This window comes from Carboxylicivirga sediminis, assembly GCF_018156225.1.
Taxonomy (GTDB): domain Bacteria; phylum Bacteroidota; class Bacteroidia; order Bacteroidales; family Marinilabiliaceae; genus Carboxylicivirga; species Carboxylicivirga sediminis.
This window is the reverse complement of the sequence record NZ_JAGTAR010000017.1, coordinates 1-19,082: the sequence shown is the minus strand read 5'-3', so window position 1 is coordinate 19,082 and position 19,082 is coordinate 1. Positions and strand designations below refer to the sequence as shown.

15 protein-coding genes and 1 pseudogene are annotated in these 19,082 nt (G+C 40.2%); 8 read left to right on the top strand and 8 right to left on the bottom strand.

The window, feature by feature from the left end; all coding sequences use genetic code 11:
- The 5 genes from KDU71_RS11780 to KDU71_RS11760 form a co-directional block, all read right to left on the bottom strand.
- Window positions 1-942, bottom strand: coding sequence for a cytochrome c3 family protein (locus KDU71_RS11780; protein ID WP_212191155.1), 942 nt, complete (start codon window positions 940-942; stop codon window positions 1-3).
- Window positions 943-1,033: 91 nt separating this feature from the next.
- Window positions 1,034-1,447 (bottom strand): c-type cytochrome, encoded by a 414-nt coding sequence (locus tag KDU71_RS11775; protein ID WP_212191154.1) that lies wholly within the window; start codon window positions 1,445-1,447, stop codon window positions 1,034-1,036.
- A gap of 22 nt (window positions 1,448-1,469) precedes the next feature.
- Window positions 1,470-2,348, bottom strand: a complete 879-nt coding sequence (locus tag KDU71_RS11770) for a DUF5777 family beta-barrel protein (RefSeq protein WP_212191153.1) — start codon at window positions 2,346-2,348, stop codon at window positions 1,470-1,472.
- A 12-nt stretch (window positions 2,349-2,360) separates the two neighbouring features.
- On the bottom strand, window positions 2,361-2,741 hold the full coding sequence (locus tag KDU71_RS11765) for a hypothetical protein (RefSeq protein WP_212191152.1): 381 nt from the start codon (window positions 2,739-2,741) through the stop codon (window positions 2,361-2,363).
- A gap of 69 nt (window positions 2,742-2,810) precedes the next feature.
- Window positions 2,811-3,923 (bottom strand): hypothetical protein, encoded by a 1,113-nt coding sequence (locus KDU71_RS11760; protein ID WP_212191151.1) that lies wholly within the window; start codon window positions 3,921-3,923, stop codon window positions 2,811-2,813.
- A gap of 359 nt (window positions 3,924-4,282) precedes the next feature.
- Between KDU71_RS11760 and KDU71_RS11755 the strand changes: the two genes are divergently transcribed.
- Both KDU71_RS11755 and KDU71_RS11750 read left to right on the top strand, forming a co-directional pair.
- Window positions 4,283-4,981, top strand: a complete 699-nt coding sequence (locus KDU71_RS11755; RefSeq protein ID WP_212191150.1) for a Crp/Fnr family transcriptional regulator — start codon at window positions 4,283-4,285, stop codon at window positions 4,979-4,981.
- A complete protein-coding gene (locus KDU71_RS11750; RefSeq protein WP_212191149.1) occupies window positions 4,982-5,812 on the top strand; it encodes a UbiA prenyltransferase family protein in 831 nt (276 codons plus the stop codon). It begins immediately after the preceding gene.
- Here KDU71_RS11750 and KDU71_RS11745 read toward each other — a convergent pair.
- Together KDU71_RS11745 and KDU71_RS11740 are read right to left on the bottom strand one after the other, a co-directional pair.
- Complete coding sequence (locus tag KDU71_RS11745; protein WP_212191148.1) at window positions 5,809-8,178, bottom strand: DUF5686 family protein; 2,370 nt, start codon at window positions 8,176-8,178, stop codon at window positions 5,809-5,811. The genes KDU71_RS11750 and KDU71_RS11745 overlap by 4 nt on opposite strands.
- Window positions 8,179-8,289: 111 nt before the next feature.
- Entirely contained in the window at window positions 8,290-9,174 is an 885-nt protein-coding gene (locus KDU71_RS11740; RefSeq protein WP_244828434.1) for a pseudouridine synthase, read from the bottom strand.
- 267 nt (window positions 9,175-9,441) lie between these two features.
- On the opposite strand from KDU71_RS11740, the gene glmM reads away from it, so the two are divergent.
- The 6 genes from glmM (at window position 9,442) to dnaK (ending at window position 18,461) form a co-directional block, all read left to right on the top strand.
- Entirely contained in the window at window positions 9,442-10,824 is a 1,383-nt protein-coding gene (gene glmM, locus KDU71_RS11735; protein ID WP_212191147.1) for a phosphoglucosamine mutase, read from the top strand.
- A gap of 111 nt (window positions 10,825-10,935) precedes the next feature.
- Entirely contained in the window at window positions 10,936-12,246 is a 1,311-nt protein-coding gene (locus KDU71_RS11730) for an efflux RND transporter periplasmic adaptor subunit (RefSeq protein ID WP_212191144.1), read from the top strand.
- A gap of 11 nt (window positions 12,247-12,257) precedes the next feature.
- Window positions 12,258-13,634: an ABC transporter permease gene (locus KDU71_RS11725; protein WP_212191142.1), complete on the top strand. Its 1,377-nt coding sequence runs from the start codon at window positions 12,258-12,260 to the stop codon at window positions 13,632-13,634.
- Between the two features lie 88 nt (window positions 13,635-13,722).
- Window positions 13,723-15,135 carry a TolC family protein gene (locus tag KDU71_RS11720; RefSeq protein ID WP_212191140.1) on the top strand — a complete coding sequence of 471 codons (1,413 nt, stop codon included), beginning with the start codon at window positions 13,723-13,725 and terminating at the stop codon, window positions 15,133-15,135.
- A gap of 3 nt (window positions 15,136-15,138) precedes the next feature.
- Window positions 15,139-16,383 carry an efflux RND transporter periplasmic adaptor subunit gene (locus KDU71_RS11715; RefSeq protein WP_212191138.1) on the top strand — a complete coding sequence of 415 codons (1,245 nt, stop codon included), beginning with the start codon at window positions 15,139-15,141 and terminating at the stop codon, window positions 16,381-16,383.
- A 167-nt stretch (window positions 16,384-16,550) separates the two neighbouring features.
- Window positions 16,551-18,461 carry a molecular chaperone DnaK gene (dnaK, locus tag KDU71_RS11710; protein WP_212191136.1) on the top strand — a complete coding sequence of 637 codons (1,911 nt, stop codon included), beginning with the start codon at window positions 16,551-16,553 and terminating at the stop codon, window positions 18,459-18,461.
- Between the two features lie 378 nt (window positions 18,462-18,839).
- Here the strand turns inward: dnaK and KDU71_RS11705 are convergent.
- Window positions 18,840-19,082: pseudogene (locus KDU71_RS11705) on the bottom strand (bifunctional 4-hydroxy-2-oxoglutarate aldolase/2-dehydro-3-deoxy-phosphogluconate aldolase); the annotation flags it as partial.

Below are 19,082 nucleotides of genomic sequence, written 5' to 3'. Positions count from 1 at the left end.
CTACTTCTTTTTTGAAACGATGAAACGTAAGGTGGCATGCACCAATAATCCTAACACCAACATGCCAAACAAGGCAATGCTAACAAAGTTTAATGTTCTGTTTCTATTGGCACCAATAATATACCCCTCATTCAACACCACTGCGTTAAAGAAGCCAGATTCAGCTCTACTTTCTTTAGCCCGGTGTGCATAAAGTGATTCCATTAATACTGAATTAGAACTGTGACACTCCACGCAATTATGCACTGCTTCCTCTTTTGGTAATATATTATGGGAAATGAGCAGGTCTGACTGTACCTTGGTATGACAATCAATACACCTCACTTTTGTAAAGTGCCTGCTCTGATTTGGCAACCACGAATGAATACTTGCAATATCCTGTGGTTCATCATCAGATAACAGACCGTACTTAAACTTGTTATCATGACAGCTTAAGCACATATTATTACTCAATGCTACAACCTCAGTTATTGGCTTATCTTCTCTTAATGCTAATTCATATCCGTGTGCATCATGACACATCCAGCAATTAAAGCGCTCATCAGAAGCTTTATAGTGGACGCTTTCCATAAAAGCAGCCTCAATACCTTCAAAGTTAAATTTAGCAAAGGTTTCATCACCTCCATGACAATCCATACACTGATACTTCTCTTCCAGTCTTAATTCGCCACTATGTGGAAATGTCTCATACTCCATTGAGTGACAATCAACACATGCAAACATCTTATGAACTGAGGTGTGCAGTTTTGTACTATCAATATGGTGAAATGGATTAAGAGGTTTCCGATCAGTTTGATCGGTCCACTCATTGTGGTATTCATAAAACACCTGACCATGACACTTTAAACATTGCGAATTGTCAGCTACTCCATTTGCCCATATCTGATGACCAAACAAAAGAACCAGCAGGTAAATCGGGATTATTTTTAACTTTTGAACCATTGTATCTGAATACTATTGGATAAAACAAAAAACTGCCAGCATAAAAGGTAAATACCTCTTGCGCGGGCAGTTTGTAATAATGGTGATTTATTTATTTTTTAAGCGTACGTAAATACGTAACGATTGCCCATCGATCTTCTTCATCAACAATTTTCTTTTCGAAATTTGGCATATCATCACGACCAATAAAAGACTGATAATAAATCACGCCATCTTTTTGAGCCTGAAATTCAGCTGAAGTAAAGTCTCCTAAATCTGCATCAATACTCCTTGCTTTCGGACCATCACCTTTTCCAATATTTCCATGGCACGATTTACAATGACGTGCATAATTCATCTTACCAATTTTTATCATCTCAGCATCATCAGCAGCCTGAGGGTTTGTCATGCTCTGATATTTGGCTGGCACATCCCAAGGTTTCTTTTCCTGCACAAAAGACATTAACACAAAGCTTAGCATTACTAATGCACAGCTAACCATCATAGACATCTTCAACTTTTTCATACTATTAGTTTTTAATAATTATCTAGAAATTCCACAATCGCGTTATATTAAAACCAAAGCGAATGCTCTTGCTATCAAACTCATTTGTATTATACATATACAACTCTTGTGCCAAGATACCTAATCCGTTTGTCACAAATATTTGAAAAGCGTGTGTACTCGTTGATACCTCATAACCGATTGAGAAATGTGGTTTTGAGTGGTTGGTAAAAGATGTGTGTTGCGAAATGCTTTCAATCTTAAGTGGAACACCCAACTCTAAAGTCAATGACGATTGAGGACTAAACTTAATACGTCCACCGAAACCAAGCCCAATCTTATCATTATCCAGCAAACTATCTACCGAATTGTAATGAGTAAAGTTGGCACTTGCCTGAACCGACAACCAATCATTAACCTTACGACCTACTATCACCTCTGAAAAGTATGATAATCTATCGGAAAAGGCATAATCTACGCCAAAAGCAGCGTCTTCTCTACCATCTATGGCAGCATTACCATATAGCGTTAAACTCACCGGAATGGTATTTTCACGTGTCTGCTGAAATGGGGTGTATTTGGCCTGAAAATCCTGATACTTTTTCTGGCTGTTCGTTCCAAAACCTACACTTAAATTATCTAAAATCGAATAATTAAAGCCAATCCGGATGTTTGCACCCGGCGCCATAATACCAAATACATCACTAATACCATTTTCTACAGGTCCAAAACGGTGACTAATCACCATTTCCAATGTATTTTTATACTGAGTAATACTGGTCTGGTGATTTACCAGAGTCCCAGACTCCCATGGCGCTCTAACCGGCTTATCTACTTTTTTTTCAACTGGTGCTTCTTCCTGAGCCATTACAAAGTGACCAGATAACAACACCAAAACAATCAGATATACTATTTTTTTCATTGTAATCGTTTTTTAGTTATCCTCTGCACCTTGCTCAATCCAGGTGATAATTAGCGTTTTCTGATTACCAACATAGTTATAGTTAGTGTGCGGAGCACTAGTACCAGGTACCTTAACAATTAAACTATTTGGCGCATTGTCTAAATCCATAAGATTTAAACTCGTCAGCGATTGATAGGCTTTACCTGGTTCTAAACTAAATGTAACACTTCCGTTATGACAGTTAGTACAACTCTGTGTTGTCCATATTGGCTCTACCTGCTCAGAAAAACTGATTGGCTCTTCAGGATCTACCGGATCACCTGTGTCAGGCTTGATAAATTTATAATCACACCCAGCACCCAGCACCGAAAGGAATAATATAGAAACAAATAATACTTGTAATGCTTTCATATGACCTATTTAGTTAGTTAAACAAAAGACTGGATGGCTATCACATACGATAGCCATCCAATGAATTTACTAATTCGTTCCTAAATAAGTTCTTGCAGCATTAATCAAACTCTGAGTATATTCCTCATTATGGATACCATAGCTATGATCATTCTTAACAAGTGCAAAATTCCAGTAGGCAGCAAGTTGCTGATTTGTCCATGTACCTCCAACTAAGTGACCATCTGCATCAGCAATACCGGCAGCCATTAAATCTGCATGAAGTGCATCTAATAAAATCTTATTTGCAGCCATTTTACCTGGCAGGTCAATAGTAGCACCTCTATCTGTATGACACTCATCACAAGCAGTAAACACTGGTAAGCCATCTGCATCGGTCATTTTGAATGAGTGACCACCAACATACTCCCCGTAATTGCCTGTTAAAGCATTGAACGACATGTGACAACTCTTACAACTATGATGTCCTTTTGTGCCTGAAGGAGCAGTTGGGTTATCTGTACCAATGTATCCACCTACACCACCGAATATAGCACCTTGAGCGCCATAGTGAGGTCCCCAGTGAGCAGCAGAACCTGCTGAAATTTCAATTGAGCCTTCAACACTAGGATCTGGCTGACTTGTTCCCCTGTGGCGAGGTTGGTGACATTTAATACAAGTATTGCTTAATCCATCAGGATCACTGTATTGATTGGTTGCATCCACTTCTAATCCTGCAAATACACCATTATCATTTTCATTCAAGTAAAAATCTACAGCATCAGTGTAATGTAATCCATAATCATCACGAGTATAACTTGTGTGAATCTGGTGACAAGTGTAACATGACATAGATGCAGCTTCAGGATGCTCACCCCCTGAGTTTGTACCATCAGTAACTGCAGTTAAGAAGCCATTATGTGAGTGACACATTGAACAAGAACTTCTTCCTCCATAGCCAACATGCTCCTGACCACCTATGAAATGTGTTGAATGTGCAAATTGAGCCGACTTAATGGCCAATTCACTATCGTTAGTGTGACAGGTAATACATCCTGCAGTGCCATCAACACCATTGATTCCATCAGTCCCATTGGTACCGTCTGATCCCGGAGGGCCTTGAGGACCTTCTTTTGTACAGCTAGCGAATACAACAGCTAATGCCATTACTACAAGCCAAATAAATTGTTTTAGTTTTTTCATAACTCTTGGACTTAATTGTGATTACGCGGTTTCTTAATTTTAAAATACTTTTTAACAATTTTAAATATTTCCTTGTTAATTAACACGATGTAAGTTATACGCCTAATGATTGATATAAATCAATACAAATTGCATATCTAATTGATATTTGGTATATTAGAATTTACAATTTGATTAACGAAGCTTCTCGTTATTTAAATTCAGTCCATCTAAAGAGTAATCTTATTATTCTATGAATGTGATAATTAATTTGAAACCGACCAAAAACTGCGCATAACGTACAAGCGTTAGCGATTTGGTAAATTGAAAGAAACTTTATACTTTCAATTTCAGCAACAATTCATCAATTAGGTACTAATATGACAAAAACAATGAGTGACATTACCGGATGTAGCAAGTGCAATATCAAATTCAATGGCTTTGAAACGCTTAATGAAGATGAGCTAAATGCGTTCAAGGAATCTCACTGTAAGGTCGTTTACCAAAAGGGTGAAACTATAATTAAGGAAGGCACCCGATGCAATAATATCATTTGCATCAAAAAGGGGTATGCCAAACTTTTTATCAAAGGACTAGAGAATAAAAATATCATCATAAAAGTACTTAAAGAGGGAGATTTCATTGTTAGTCCGGGACTTTTTACCGATAACCTGAACCACTTTTCGGTAAGTGCCCTGACTGAAATGGACACTTGCCTTATTAGCGTTGAAGCTTTTACCAATGCCTTTAGGAACAACATTTGCTTCGCGGAACAAATACTAAAACTAAATCATCAGATTACGACAGACTTATACCACCAACTCATTAATTTTTCGCACAAAAAAATGACAGGCAGAATTGCCAATACGATCCTGTACCTTTCTGAAAAAATCTATCACTCCCGCAATTTCTATACAACGCTAAGTAGGCAAGACATTGCAGATCTTTCAAGCGTGTCAAAAGAAAGCTTAATTAGAGTGCTGAAAGATTTTAAAGAAAGTGGCATTATTTCGATTAATGGTAATCAAATTGAAATTAACTCCCCCAAAACCCTCGAAAACATCAGTCGGGTTGGTTAAATGATTGTAAAAAAAGCACTCTTCCGAAATGTTCGGAATCTTCTGGTTTATTCAAATATATGGGTAGCACTTTCAGTAGCATCTTTAACAAAGGTACTAAATATTCATACCCAAATTGACAACCTTCTTATTGTAATATTCAATTTTTGCGCGGCATTGGCGGGTTATAACTATATGTATCTTGCTGTTTTTATTGTCAGCCCGTATAAATTAAAAGCGTCACGACTACAATGGCTATATAAACACAAAACCCTCATTATCACTATCACATTAGTTGCAGCATTAATTAGTGGGTATGTATTTTTGCATCTGGAATCAGGTTATCAGAATAACATATTGCTTTTTGTTATTACCTCTGTACTTTACATCATCCCAAGCCGAAAAAACATAGGATTACGCTGGATTCCAGGTCTAAAAATTTTAGTTATTGCCAGCTGTTGGACCTTATTAGCTACGCTTCCACTCCAGCAATCAATTGAGTTTAATGCCGTAGCCATATTGGCAACATGGCTTTTCATTATTGGCCTCACCATCCCGTTTGACATACGAGATATTGCAACTGACCCCAAAGCTTTAAAAACAATTCCTCAACTCACAGGCACCAATGTGGCCACCTGGCTTTCCATTGGGTGTATTTTAGTTAGTTTGATATTATTGACTATATCAAACAACACTGTAAATATCATCATTGGTAATACCCTCTTTTTGACTTTGGGAATACTATTTATAAGAAAAGTAGCTGTGGGCCCATCAGCTGCATTCATCAACTTTTATATAGAAGGGCTCCCTATTCTCTGGTTACTGATAACAATGGCAGCTTCTTTAATTTAGAAGGCAAATTCAAGCCCCAATTTAAATGCCCAGTTATCAATCGCTTCCGGCAACCTGTAAGTTCCATAACGGTAATGTACAGATAAACCATACTGGAAGATAAAATTTGAAAAGAGATTTTTCAGGTATAAACCCGATTCGTAGTAGCCTTTATTGATAGTTGAAATCCCTACAGGCGCGTCCCCAAAAGCCACATTGGTACTTACAACAATCTCGGGCTTGATACGATTATTTGTATTGAGTCCCAAGGGAAAACCATGACTAAAATACATGGCAGTAAACCGATTGGCTCCAAACTCATTTAAACGCATTGTGCCAAAAGTATAAGGTACCAATACTGTAAATGACTTATAGCTACCTAAAGCACTATATAGTAACGTACTTGGGTAATCGCCAGACATATAGCCACCCTCGAATCGTAAAACCGTATACATGGAGTTGGGATAGTTAAAGCGCTTATGCACCCTTGACTCCAAGCGGGTGTACTCATATTGACTATCACTCGCCCATCTGCCTGCTGAAGCATTTAACCAAACAACGGGCCAGTTTGTTCCATTAGATATTTTACCCAACGGAGAATTGGAAAAAGTCTCTTTATTGGCCCATTTAAGTTTAAGGCCAACTTCATTCATCTCAAATGCCGGAGCCACATTACCATCAACCACAAAACGATACGATCGCTGTGGATTCAACTCATGATTACTATAGTAGATACCTGCCTTAAAGTATTTCACAAACCGAAACTCCGCTCCGGTGGTCCACCCTCTTGACAAATCCATTGTTTCTGTTAAAAACCGACTAAAACGCTCACTTGATAGTGCTTTTACGCCGTCAATGAATTCAAATGAACCAGTAGCATAAACATCATCCTGATACTTCACATATAAGCGGTTCTCTTTATTTCGAAATGGAGACAACGTAAATTCAAGTCCATATTTGCTGGCTTTATCTCCAAAGCCATAGGTATAATAGCCACCAGTAGAGAAATTCTTTGACAGCCGAGGACTGGTATAAAGACCTGCACCAAGCTTTAGCCCTTCATAATCGTTGTAATCGATTAACCTGGAAACATCCAGCTGTAGCTTCCCCATTGGCACGTAACCTTTCACCAGAGAAATTTGGGTTTTGAGTATTGCATCCAGGTGATTTTTTCTGCCAATACTATCGAGGTATTGATAGGTTAATGAATCCCTTGCCGTCAATGGCTCATAACGAAAATGTGCGATATCTGGGGCATCATCAGCAATATTCAAATCTTCCATCACTACATTATCAAATTCTTTGGCCGAAAATTGAGGCTGCGTATTAATAGCCGTCACATAACTCTTGCCTTTGCCAACCAGCGGGAATGGTAGTTTTCGCAATGCGCCCATTCCTCCCAGCTCCAGACTACTTTCCAGTTGCTTTGGGTACCAGGCACCATTGGCAACCGGCTGGTAATTTTGCCTGATAAACAAACGCATTCCGTTTTCGGTCCCGGCAGTAGTGGCCGATACCGTCTTAATGGCGAATGAACTACCATCGATATGAAAAGCACCAGTTAAACCTCTGAAGTTTTTATCATTACGCGGACGGTAAGAAATGTAGTAGATGGAATCATTAGTAGCAGTTGTATAAGTATCTTCCAATACAAACTGATATGCTGCCAATCCAGGTTTAGATGCAGGATTGAGATAAGAATAACCCAATAACTTCACATATTGATTATAAAAAGAGAACGGCTGCAGCATGGCAGGAAATGAAGCTAATATTGGATCTTTTAAACCACTTACTCGGCCCGATAAAATCTTTTCCTTTCCCACTCCTTTCTTCACGTGCTTCTTTTCAGAAACTGATTCGAAAAGAAAAAGGAAACTATCATTTATCAAACCCAGCGAGTCCCTTAACTCAGCTCTTTCTTCTAAACTTAAGTTAGACGGCCATTCAAAATCGAGGGTCATTTTGTGATAAATAATGCAGCTAAATGGATCGTAATTATCCGGATTATGCCGATACCTGTTTTTCACCACCTGCTTCATAATAATAACAGCAGGATTTTCTGTAGGCAATACGTTAACCGCTGGCAAATGATACTCTAAGGGCTGTAAATAAATGGTAGCTTTATTTGCAAACTCGCTAACATCGATGACTTTTGGTTCATACCCTAAGCAACTCACTCTGAATTCAGTCACCTCTATATTGGTTCTGATTTCAAAGCGACCATCAATATCTGTAACAGTTCCTGCACCTTCACTATACACAATATTAACGAAGGCGATCGGCTCTTTGGTTTGCTCATCGGCCACTATGCCTTTGTAGGTTTGAGCAGTTGATACTAACTGACAAAACTGCAGAAATAGCAAAAGTATTATTGATGATACTTTCATCAGGGATATTGTTTAGATTGGTTAACCGTTCTAAATTATAAAACACTAATGGATTTTAAAAAATATCCCTTGCTATAATTAAATAACAAGGGATTATATCGTTCAATGAGACTATTTCAGCATGCCTGCCTTAAGCCTGGTAACTTCTTTATCGGATAAATAACGCCATTTACCCCGGGGTACACCTTTTTTTGTTAAACCTGCAAAATAAACCCTGTCGAGCTTCATCACTTTATAACCCAGGTGCTCAAACATACGGCGCACAATTCGGTTCCGTCCTGAATGAATCTCAATACCCACCTGTGTTTTATCATCTTTCTCTGCATAACTGATGGCATCCGCATGGATGGGACCATCCTCCAAAGTAATACCTGACGCTAACTGTTCCAGATGATTGGCAAAAACCGGTTTATCAGTGAATACATGATATATCTTCTTGGCATTATATTTCGGATGAGTTAACATCTTGGTCAGTTCACCATCGTTGGTAAGCAAAAGCAAACCTGTTGTTTGTTTATCCAGTCTGCCAACCGGATAGATTCGCTGCTCACAGGCATCCTCCACCAAATCCATCACGGTTTGTTTGGCATGTTTATCTTCAACAGTTGTTACGTAACCTTTAGGTTTATTTAAAAGCACATATACTTTTTCCTCCGGATTTAGACGTCGTCCCTGGAAACGAACATCATCTTTACGTCCTACTGAAGTTCCCAGCTGGGTCACCAACTTGCCATTAACGGTTATTTCACCTTTCTCAATAAGCTTATCTGCATCGCGGCGACTGCAAACGCCCGCATTCGCGATGTATTTATTTAAGCGCATAGTTTCGGAAACGACCTCAACCGGCTTAGCTTCTTTTTTGACAAAGGGCTTTCGACGCGAAGCATCCATCCCGCTTTCTTCCGAGTCCTTGCGTCTGAATGCTTTTGGTTTATGTTCCTGTCTGGCTTCTCCATCAAATCGTCGCCGACCTCCACTATTTCGTTCTTTCTTCATTTAGTTCAATTCGTTGCATCAGCTTACCAACAGTGGCAAACTCAAATATTTAACTGTGCAAAGTTGATAAAAAACCAGCTAAAATTAGCTGAATACACAATAAAAAATAAAGCCCGTCAACATACAGCTAAGATTTATGGCTTTCGAAACCTTACGTAAGAAAATAAATTCGATATTTAATTATTATAAAATGTTTCGTAAGAAATTATTGGCTTTTTAAAAAATTACAACCAATTTTGCGTACTTATCTTTAAAAGCAATTTATTTATGACATTAATTAAATCCATTTCTGGAATCAGAGGTACAATAGGCGGCCAGGTAGGTGAAGGCCTGTCACCTCTTGACGTAGTTAAATTTGCATCGGCATATGGGCAATGGGCTAAACTGCGCCATAAAGGTAAAATTAAAGTAGTTGTAGGACGCGATGCACGCATCTCGGGCGATATGGTTAAAAACCTGGTGATCGGCAGTCTTCAGGGATTAGGTATTGATGTTGTAAATATTGGCTTAGCCACCACTCCTACTACCGAAATAGCTGTAACAGAAGAAAAAGCGCACGGTGGCATTATTCTTACTGCCAGTCATAACCCTAAGCAATGGAACGCCCTGAAGCTTTTAAATGAAAAAGGTGAATTCTTAACGGCAGCTGATGGTGCCGAGGTGCTAAAAATTGCAGAGGACGAAAGTTTTGTTTTCGCCGACGTAGATGACTTGGGACAAGTAAGCGAACTGGATAACTATACTGACTTACACGTAGAGCATGTGCTTAACCTGAGAATGGTTGACGTGGATGCCATTAAAAAGGCAAATTTTACGGTTGCCATTGACTGCGTAAATAGTGTTGGTGGAGTTGCACTGCCAAAACTTCTGAATGCATTGGGCGTAAACAATATCATTGAGCTTTATTGCGAACCTAATGGTCACTTTCCACACAACCCTGAGCCACTGCCCGAAAATCTGACTGAAATATCTAAGGTTATTAAGGAGAAAAAAGCCGATGTAGGTTTTGTGGTAGACCCGGATGTAGATCGACTGGCTATTGTTAATGAAGATGGCAGCATGTTTGGTGAAGAGTACACACTTGTTGCCGTAGCTGACTATCTGTTATCAGAGCAAGTTGGTAACACAGTATCCAACCTGTCATCATCACGTGCCTTAGCCGATGTAACGCGCAGCTTTGGTGGCGAATATTCACCGGCTGCTGTTGGTGAAGTTAACGTAGTTGCCACCATGAAAGCTACAAACGCCTTGATTGGAGGCGAAGGCAATGGCGGCGTTATTTATCCTGAAAGTCACTATGGTCGTGATGCATTGGTTGGTATTGGCTTATTCCTGACACATCTGGCAAAATCAGGCATCAAATGCTCCGAACTGCGTGCAAAATACCCAGAGTACCACATATCAAAGAACAAGATTGAATTAACACCTGACATTGATGTAGATGGCATCTTAAAAAACATTGAGGAGAAATATAAAAACGAAGACATCAACACCATTGATGGTTTAAAAATAGATTTTCCTGATAAATGGGTGCAATTGCGTAAGTCAAACACCGAACCAATCATACGTATTTATGCCGAAGCTCAATCAATGGCAGCTGCTGATGAGTTAGCGCAAACAATAATAAATGATATTAAAGCTTTGATTTAATAGCGTATTAACATTATTTAACAAAAAGCTCGTTGAAAAACGGGCTTTTTTTTGTGCCGTTATATAGTTTTTAACTAAAATCGTAGTTGCTAAACCTGCATCTAACGTATTATGAAGAAGAAGCATTACATTATTATAGCCTGCATAGCTATAGGTACCCTATCCCTACTACTTATCCCCAGAAAACAATCGGATGATAATCATCTATCTACCAAGGCAGTAAAAGGTGACTTTACGGCACGTGTATATTCGACAGGACAGTTACAGACCGAAAACTCTGAACTTATAGTTCTGCCTAAAGAAATGTCGAGCCGTAACATAGATATGTACGAGATTAAAGTATCGAACATTGTTGAAGAAGGAACGGTTGTTGACTCAGGCGGTTATGTTGCTACGCTCGACCATGCTGCCGTAGAAGAACTTAGAACAAAGGCACAGGAGGAACTTGAAACGTCGCTTAATGCCTACGAAGATGCTAAAATCGATACTAACCTAAACCTAAGCACATTGCGCGACGAGTTGCTTAATGCTGATGTTGATTTGGAAGAAAAAAAGCTGATTCTGGAGCAATCCATTTACGAGTCGCCGGCCGTTAAGCGAAAGGCAAAACTTGACGTTGAACGTTCGGAGCGCGATCTGGAGCAGAAGAAACGGAACTACAAGCTAAAACAAAAGCAAGACGAGTTTAAAGTTTACCGTGCGTGGGAAAAAGTTAAAGTAAAGCAGGATAAGGTCAATGACATTGATAAGCTATTCAAAGTACTTGAGGTAAAAGCTCCAAAACCAGGATTGGTTATTTATAGTTACGATCGCTTTGGCAAAAAGATTAAAGCAGGCTCAACCATCAGTCGATGGCGCCCGCAAATAGCCGAATTACCTGATCTAAGTTCAATGCTCTCCAAAACCTTTATCAACGAAATAGATATTTCAAAAGTTAAGGTGGGGCAATCAGTCAAAGTAGGCATTGATGCCTTTCCTGAAAAAAGTTTTGATGGCGAAGTCATTTCGGTGGCTAATATCGGGCAGGTCATTCCCGATGGCGACGCAAAGGTGTTTGAAGTTTCTGTCAAAATTGATGGTACTGATAAAGACCTACGCCCAGCCATGACCACCAGCAATATTATTAATACAGCTTATTTGGAGGATATTATATACGCACCACTTGAATGCATATTCTCCAACGACTCTTTGAGCTTTGTATTTATTAAAGAAGGTGGCAATGCATATCGTAAACAGATAGTGCAGTTGGGCATCAGTAACGAAAACCATGTGCAGCTGATTGATGGTGTGAATGAGGCCGATGAACTGTTAATGAATACCCCCACAGACGCAGATAAGAAGCTATTTAGCGGCATTGAAATATATGAGCGTGAGTTAAAAGCAAAGGCAGACAGCCTAAACAATGAACCTGCTAATATTTGATACCACCGACCATGAGAAAAACTCCGTTTCAAATATACTTGCGCTATGCTCATAATATTACCATTGCCATAGAAGCCATTTTATCCAATAAAGTAAAATCGTTTCTCACAGCACTTGGTATTATGTTTGGCGTTGCAGCGGTTATTAGTATGCTGGCCATTGGTAAAGGTGCCCAACAAGAGGTGCTCGAACAGATAAAGCTGGTAGGTGTCAATAATATAATTATTACTCCTGTGGACCAATCAATAGATGGCAATGGCGTAAACGCCGACAACGGCAATAAAAAAAAGAAATTCTCCAAAGGCCTTCATCAATTGGATGCCAATTCCATTATTGAAACCATACCATCCGTCAAAAAGGTCAGTCCGGTTGTTTCACTGAACTATCATGCCATTAAAAAGGGTAAAAGTTACCCTGTAACGCTTGAAGGTGTATCACCAGACTATTTCGAAATGCTTAATATTGTTATTGATCAGGGCAAGCATTTCAGCGAACAACACTCTGACATGGGAACGCCCGTTTGTATAATTGGTGACAACATACGTAACCGCTTTTTCAATCAAAGTGATCCTGTTGGGCAGTATATCAAGTGTGGCCAGGTATGGCTGCAAGTAATAGGCACTATCGAAAAACGCGACTTTACAGCTTCTGCATCTGATGAAATGGGCATCAGCAGTAGTGACAACAAAATAATCATCCCCATTAAAACCATGCTGATGCGTTTTAAGGACAGAGGCGCCATAAAACCTGAGGTAATGGACAACATGGCAGGTGGCGGATTTGTCTTTTTCATGGGCGGTAACCCGGAGGATGAAGCACCCAAAGCTTCGGGAAAAACCACCAACCAGCTTGATAAGATAATTGTTCAGGTGGATGAAACGGAACAGTTATCGGCCACAGCCGATGTCATTAAACGACTCATCTTAAGACGGCATTCAAATATTTACGATTTTGAAGTAACCGTGCCTGAGCTACTGTTGAAACAACAACAAAAAACCAATGAAATATTCAATATAGTTTTGGGTGCTATTGCTGGCATCTCACTTATTGTAGGTGGCATTGGCATCATGAACATCATGCTGGCCTCAGTGTGGGAACGTATTCGCGAAATAGGAACTCGACAGGCCATTGGAGCATCACGTAAGGACATCATTGTTCAGTTTTTGGCCGAATCAACCTTAATCAGTATCTCCGGTGGATTAATCGGCATCATACTGGGGGTTTTACTGGCTCACCTTATTCACCTGATGGCCGATATTAAAACCATCGTTTCATTCTTTTCTGTTATTGTTGCCTTTGGCGTATCAGCGACGGTAGGTATCATATTCGGATACATCCCGGCTAAAAGTGCTGCCAGCCAGGATCCTGTTGAATCATTAAGACACTAAACTCATGCGTTACATCCTATCTCTAATCCTATTAACTGGTTATTTACAAGTCGGTGCGCAAGTCTCAGCCGACTCGTTAAAACAAAAAATGAGTTTGACACTCAATGAGGCCATACAGCTTGCCAAGCTGCAATCCATCTCCAGCTTTAAATCAAAAAACATGTACCTGGCAAGCTACTGGGACTTCAGGAGTTTTAAAGCGTCGCAGTTACCAGGTTTACGTCTCAATACAACGCCATTTAATTACAACCGTTCGGTTACACCACAGTACGATTCCGAATCAGGCGATTTTATATTCGTACCCGATGAGCGCATCTCTAGTGATATTGGACTTTCTGTGAATCAAAATATTACATTTACAGGTGGTGAGTTGAGCCTTTCATCTAATGCCAGACGGCTTGAAAATATGCGCTCTGAAAATACCAGCTATACTTCCGTGCCCATTAGTATTCGCCTCAGCCAACCATTAACCGGATACAATAAGTTCAAATGGGAATCTAAACTCAGACCCTTAGAATTTGAACAGGCTAAAAAGCAATTCCTGGCCGAAATGGAAGCCCTTTCACAACAGACGGTCAGAATATTTTTTAATGTAGTTGCCGCCCACATTGACCTTAATATTGCCGAAACCAATCTCGCTAATGCCGATACGCTTTATAATGTTGGTAAAGGACGCTTTCAGATAGGTACTGTTACGCAGGATGAACTGTTGGACCTCGAACTATCATACCTGAATGCCAAAATGTCAAGAACACAAGCCGAGGTCACACTAAAGCAGACACAAAACCAACTAAATTCATTCTTAGGCTTTGATAAAGAAATAGTTATCACACCACTAATCCCAAATACTATTCCCGGATTAAAAATCAATGCCGACAGGGCTCTTGACTTAGCTAAAGAGAATAATCCAACAATTTTAGAACTGGAGGCAAAGTTAATACGAGCAAATGAAGACATTGCCCGAACACGATCCACCAGTGGTTTAAGTGCAGACTTAAGCGCTAATATTGGAATCAATAAGCAGGCGGATAACATAAGCGACCTCTACACCCCACCCTATGGCGATGACAGAGGTTTGGGAGTAACACTCAATGCGCCTATCATTGATTGGGGAACTCGCCGAGGAAAGATATTGATGGCCAAGTCAAACAAGCAAGTGGCAGAAGCAGAGGTCAAACAGGCTTTGATTGATTTCGAACAAGATATTGTTATGCGCATCCTTCAATTCAACCTGCAGGAAGAACAAGTGGACATTTCGGCAAAAGCTGATACTGTGGCACAACTGGGATACAATGTGACCAAACAGCGCTTTATGATTGATAAGGTAGATGTTATTAAACTCAACGCTGCCCGTAACTCCCTTGACAATGCCCGTCGCCAGTACATTGTGGCCTTATCGGAATTCTGGAGAGGCTACTATTCGATTCGTCAAATTACACTTTATGATTTTGACCGAAATGAGAGCTTAATCAAATCGCTGGACTACCTTTTGGAAAACTAAACTATGAATAAAAAGACCATTGGCATATTAGGAGGCATTACACTGGTAGCTATCATCATATGGCAACCATGGCATCTGCTTAAAAACTCAGACAGAACGGTTACTGTAAAAAAAGGAATTATTGAAGCCACTGTGGTTGTTACTGGCGAATTAAAGGCCGAAAAAGCTGTAGATATTCTGGTACCTGAGGTCAGCTTCAACGACGAGGTAGATATATGGGCTATGAAAATCCTCAGCATTGTTGAAGAAGGAAAGATTGTAAAGGCGGGTGACCAGGTGGCTCAACTTGAGCCAACCGAGGTTGAAGAAAACCTGGCCAGTGTTAATGAAAAGCTGAATGAACACTATACTTTAGTGGAAGATGCCAAAATTGACTCCAGCCTTGAGCTGGCAGCACAAAGAGAAACCATACAGAAGGAGAAAGATTTGGTATTGGATACTAAAATAAAAGTTGAACAATCAACCTTTGAATCAAAAGCTGTGCAGCGACAAACACAAATCGAACTTGAAAAAGCACAACGTTCGTTATCAAAAGCACAACGCGACTTAATAACTAAAACACAAAAGCACAAAACCAAAATAGCCCGCAACCAAAGAAAATTGGATCGCTACGAGCGTAAAAAGGCCTTATTGGAACAACTGCGAAGCGAGCTCACCATTAAATCACCCGCTGATGGCATGATTATTTACGGCAATAGCTACGAAGGTCAAAAGGTGAAGGTAGGCTCCCGCGTAGGACGATGGATGCCTCTGATTGCCACCCTGCCCGACCTTAGTTCCATTATCTCAGAAATGTATGTTAAAGAGATTGATATTGCTAAAGTTAAAACCGGTCAGCAGGTGAACATTACTATTGATGCATTCCCCAAGGAGGTGTTTAAAGGGCAAATCATTAGTATCGCTAACATCGGACAGGAAATTCCGGGCGAATTTCAGAACGGCTTTAAAGTAAAAGTGAAGCTGGATGACTATACGGCAGCCCTACTGCCAAACATGACAACCAGTAACACCATTATTACCCAAAGCAAGAGCAATACCTTATTTATTGAGAAAAGTGCAGTCAGAGGTAGCGACTCGTTAAAATATGTTTTCAAAAAAAGCGGACTATCGGTCGTAAGACAAGAAGTAACTGTTGGCATTGAAAACGAACAGTTTTTTGAGATACTACAAGGGCTCGATGAAAAAGACATCGTCTTAACCGTCGAACCAGAGAATGCTGCCCAGCTCGATACCATCAGATTGCAATAGAAATTTGTCATTCTGTCACTCAACCTGACAGACTTTTCCATTTCTTGTATTCTTCTCTGTCATATTTGCACAAAAAACGGCACATTTTGCAATGGCATACCATTTGATTATTGCTCCCCGTAATTTTGAAGCAAACATTAAAAGAATAACAAGATAATTACATAACAATGGGAAAAATTATTGGTATCGACTTAGGAACAACTAACTCTTGTGTTTCTGTAATGGAAGGAAACGAGCCGGTTGTGATTCCAAACAGCGAAGGTAAAAGAACCACTCCTTCAATCGTAGCTTTTGTTGAAGGTGGTGAACGTAAAGTAGGTGATCCGGCTAAGCGTCAGGCAATCACCAACCCACATAAAACAATATACTCGATTAAGCGCTTCATGGGCTCTATGTTTGATGAGATTCCAAACGAAGTGAAACGTGTGCCTTACGAGGTTGTAAAAGGTGACAACAACACCCCTCGTGTTAAAATTGACGATCGCTTATATTCGGCTCAGGAAATCTCAGCCATGACACTTCAGAAAATGAAGAAGACAGCTGAAGATTACCTTGGTCAGGAAGTAACAGAGGCTGTGATTACAGTGCCTGCTTACTTTAATGATGCACAGCGTCAGGCTACCAAAGAAGCTGGTGAGATTGCAGGTTTGAAAGTGAGCCGTATCATCAACGAGCCTACAGCTGCTTCGTTAGCTTATGGTTTAGATAAGATGGACCGCGACATGAAAGTGGCCGTGTTTGACCTTGGTGGTGGTACTTTCGATATCTCAGTATTAGAATTAGGTGATGGTGTATTCGAAGTAAAATCAACCAACGGTGATACTCACCTGGGTGGTGATGACTTCGATGATGTAATCATCAACTGGCTGGCTGATGAGTTTATGAAAGATGAAAACATCGACTTACGCAAAGACCCAATGGCTCTTCAGCGTTTGAAAGATGCGGCTGAAAAAGCTAAAATTGAGTTATCATCATCAACAAGCACTGAAATCAACTTGCCATACATTATGCCGGTTGACGGTATTCCAAAGCACTTGGTTCGTAGCTTGTCACGTGCTCAGTTCGAGCAATTGTCAGACAACCTGATTCAGCGCACACTGGAGCCATGTAAAGCAGCTTTGAAAGATGCCGGCATGACGCCATCAGAAATTGACGAAGTAATTTTAGTAGGAGGTTCAACCCGTATACCTGCTATCCAGAAAGTAGTTGAGGACTTCTTCGGTAAAGCCCCTTCAAAAGGTGTTAACCCTGACGAGGTAGTAGCTATTGGTGCAGCCATTCAGGGTGGTGTATTAACTGGTGAAGTAAAAGACGTTCTTCTGTTAGATGTAACGCCTCTTTCATTGGGTATTGAAACCATGGGTGGTGTAATGACTAAGCTGATTGAAGCCAACACAACAATCCCTACTAAAAAGTCTGAGACCTTTACTACAGCAGTTGACAACCAGCCTTCGGTAGAGATTCACGTGTTACAGGGCGAGCGCTCAATGGCTAAAGACAACAAAACCATTGGCCGTTTCCACCTGGATGGTATTCCACCAGCACCACGTGCCACGCCTCAAATTGAAGTAACATTTGATATTGATGCTAACGGTATTTTGCACGTAACTGCTAAGGATAAAGCAACAGGTAAAGAGCAAAGTATCCGTATCGAGGCCTCTTCTGGTTTGTCTGATGACGAAATCAAACGCATGAAAGAAGAAGCTGAAGCCAATGCTGATTCAGATAAGCAGGCCAAAGAAAAGATTGATAAGTTGAATGGTGCTGACAGCTTGATTTTCCAAACTGAAAAGCAACTGAAAGAGTTTGGTGACAAATTGCCAGCTGACAAAAAGCAACCTATCGAAGCGGCTCTTGAAAAGCTGAAGGAAGCGCACAAAGCACAGGACATTGCAGCTATTGACGCGGCAACTACTGAGCTAAATACTGTATTCCAGGCTGCCTCGCAAGAGATGTACAACGCTAGCCAGCAGGCAGGTGCTCAGCCAGGACCTGATGCAGGTGCACAGGCAGGAGCAGAAGCTCAGGGTGGTAAAGACGACGAAGTAACAGATGTGGACTTCGAAGAAGTGAAGTAAACGACTATCACAAACGATAGACAACAATAACAAAATCCCGGTAAGACAGCGTTTTACCGGGATTTTTGTATTTAATCAATTATAAATAGTATTGAAATTTCATTGATTTTAACCTGGCATTTGTACCATAACTGTACCGCGCGCTAATTGATGACAATGTGCGCCTTAATCAGTCTTATTTCATCCTCATTTAGCAAGCTGAAGATTCCAGAAATATGTTAGCAATGTGAAACACCATTTGAAGCAAAGACTTAAATCAACGCTTTTGCAGAACCTACTGCACTAATAAATAAGGAAGAAACTACTAAATCGAATCCAGACAGAGTTTAGATTACAGTCCCCAAAAGAACAGATTTCTAATAGAAATAAAAAGTCAAGCTAAATATTCAAATTCTCTCTTGAGCAAATATCACCTATTATCACTATTAATTCCTTAGCTTTTTCTTCAAGCATTTCCCAGTCCTGCCTTTCCATAATCGCTTTGGAAAACAGATTAGAGCCAATGCCCACACAAGTCACTCCTACAGCAAACCATTCTGATAAGTTCTCCTTCTCACAGGTAACGCCACCTGTTGGCATGACATCGGTCCAAGGCATGGGGGCTTTAACGGCCTTTACAAA

Coding starts and splice junctions, on each gene's coding strand:
- KDU71_RS11780 (WP_212191155.1), bottom strand. CDS start 942: ATGGTTCAAAAGTTAAAAATAATCCCGATTTACCTGCTGGTTCTTTTG.
- KDU71_RS11775 (WP_212191154.1), bottom strand. CDS start 1,447: ATGAAAAAGTTGAAGATGTCTATGATGGTTAGCTGTGCATTAGTAATG.
- KDU71_RS11770 (WP_212191153.1), bottom strand. CDS start 2,348: ATGAAAAAAATAGTATATCTGATTGTTTTGGTGTTGTTATCTGGTCAC.
- KDU71_RS11765 (WP_212191152.1), bottom strand. CDS start 2,741: ATGAAAGCATTACAAGTATTATTTGTTTCTATATTATTCCTTTCGGTG.
- KDU71_RS11760 (WP_212191151.1), bottom strand. CDS start 3,923: ATGAAAAAACTAAAACAATTTATTTGGCTTGTAGTAATGGCATTAGCT.
- KDU71_RS11755 (WP_212191150.1), top strand. CDS start 4,283: ATGACAAAAACAATGAGTGACATTACCGGATGTAGCAAGTGCAATATC.
- KDU71_RS11750 (WP_212191149.1), top strand. CDS start 4,982: ATGATTGTAAAAAAAGCACTCTTCCGAAATGTTCGGAATCTTCTGGTT.
- KDU71_RS11745 (WP_212191148.1), bottom strand. CDS start 8,178: ATGAAAGTATCATCAATAATACTTTTGCTATTTCTGCAGTTTTGTCAG.
- KDU71_RS11740 (WP_244828434.1), bottom strand. CDS start 9,174: ATGAAGAAAGAACGAAATAGTGGAGGTCGGCGACGATTTGATGGAGAA.
- glmM (WP_212191147.1), top strand. CDS start 9,442: ATGACATTAATTAAATCCATTTCTGGAATCAGAGGTACAATAGGCGGC.
- KDU71_RS11730 (WP_212191144.1), top strand. CDS start 10,936: ATGAAGAAGAAGCATTACATTATTATAGCCTGCATAGCTATAGGTACC.
- KDU71_RS11725 (WP_212191142.1), top strand. CDS start 12,258: ATGAGAAAAACTCCGTTTCAAATATACTTGCGCTATGCTCATAATATT.
- KDU71_RS11720 (WP_212191140.1), top strand. CDS start 13,723: ATGAGTTTGACACTCAATGAGGCCATACAGCTTGCCAAGCTGCAATCC.
- KDU71_RS11715 (WP_212191138.1), top strand. CDS start 15,139: ATGAATAAAAAGACCATTGGCATATTAGGAGGCATTACACTGGTAGCT.
- dnaK (WP_212191136.1), top strand. CDS start 16,551: ATGGGAAAAATTATTGGTATCGACTTAGGAACAACTAACTCTTGTGTT.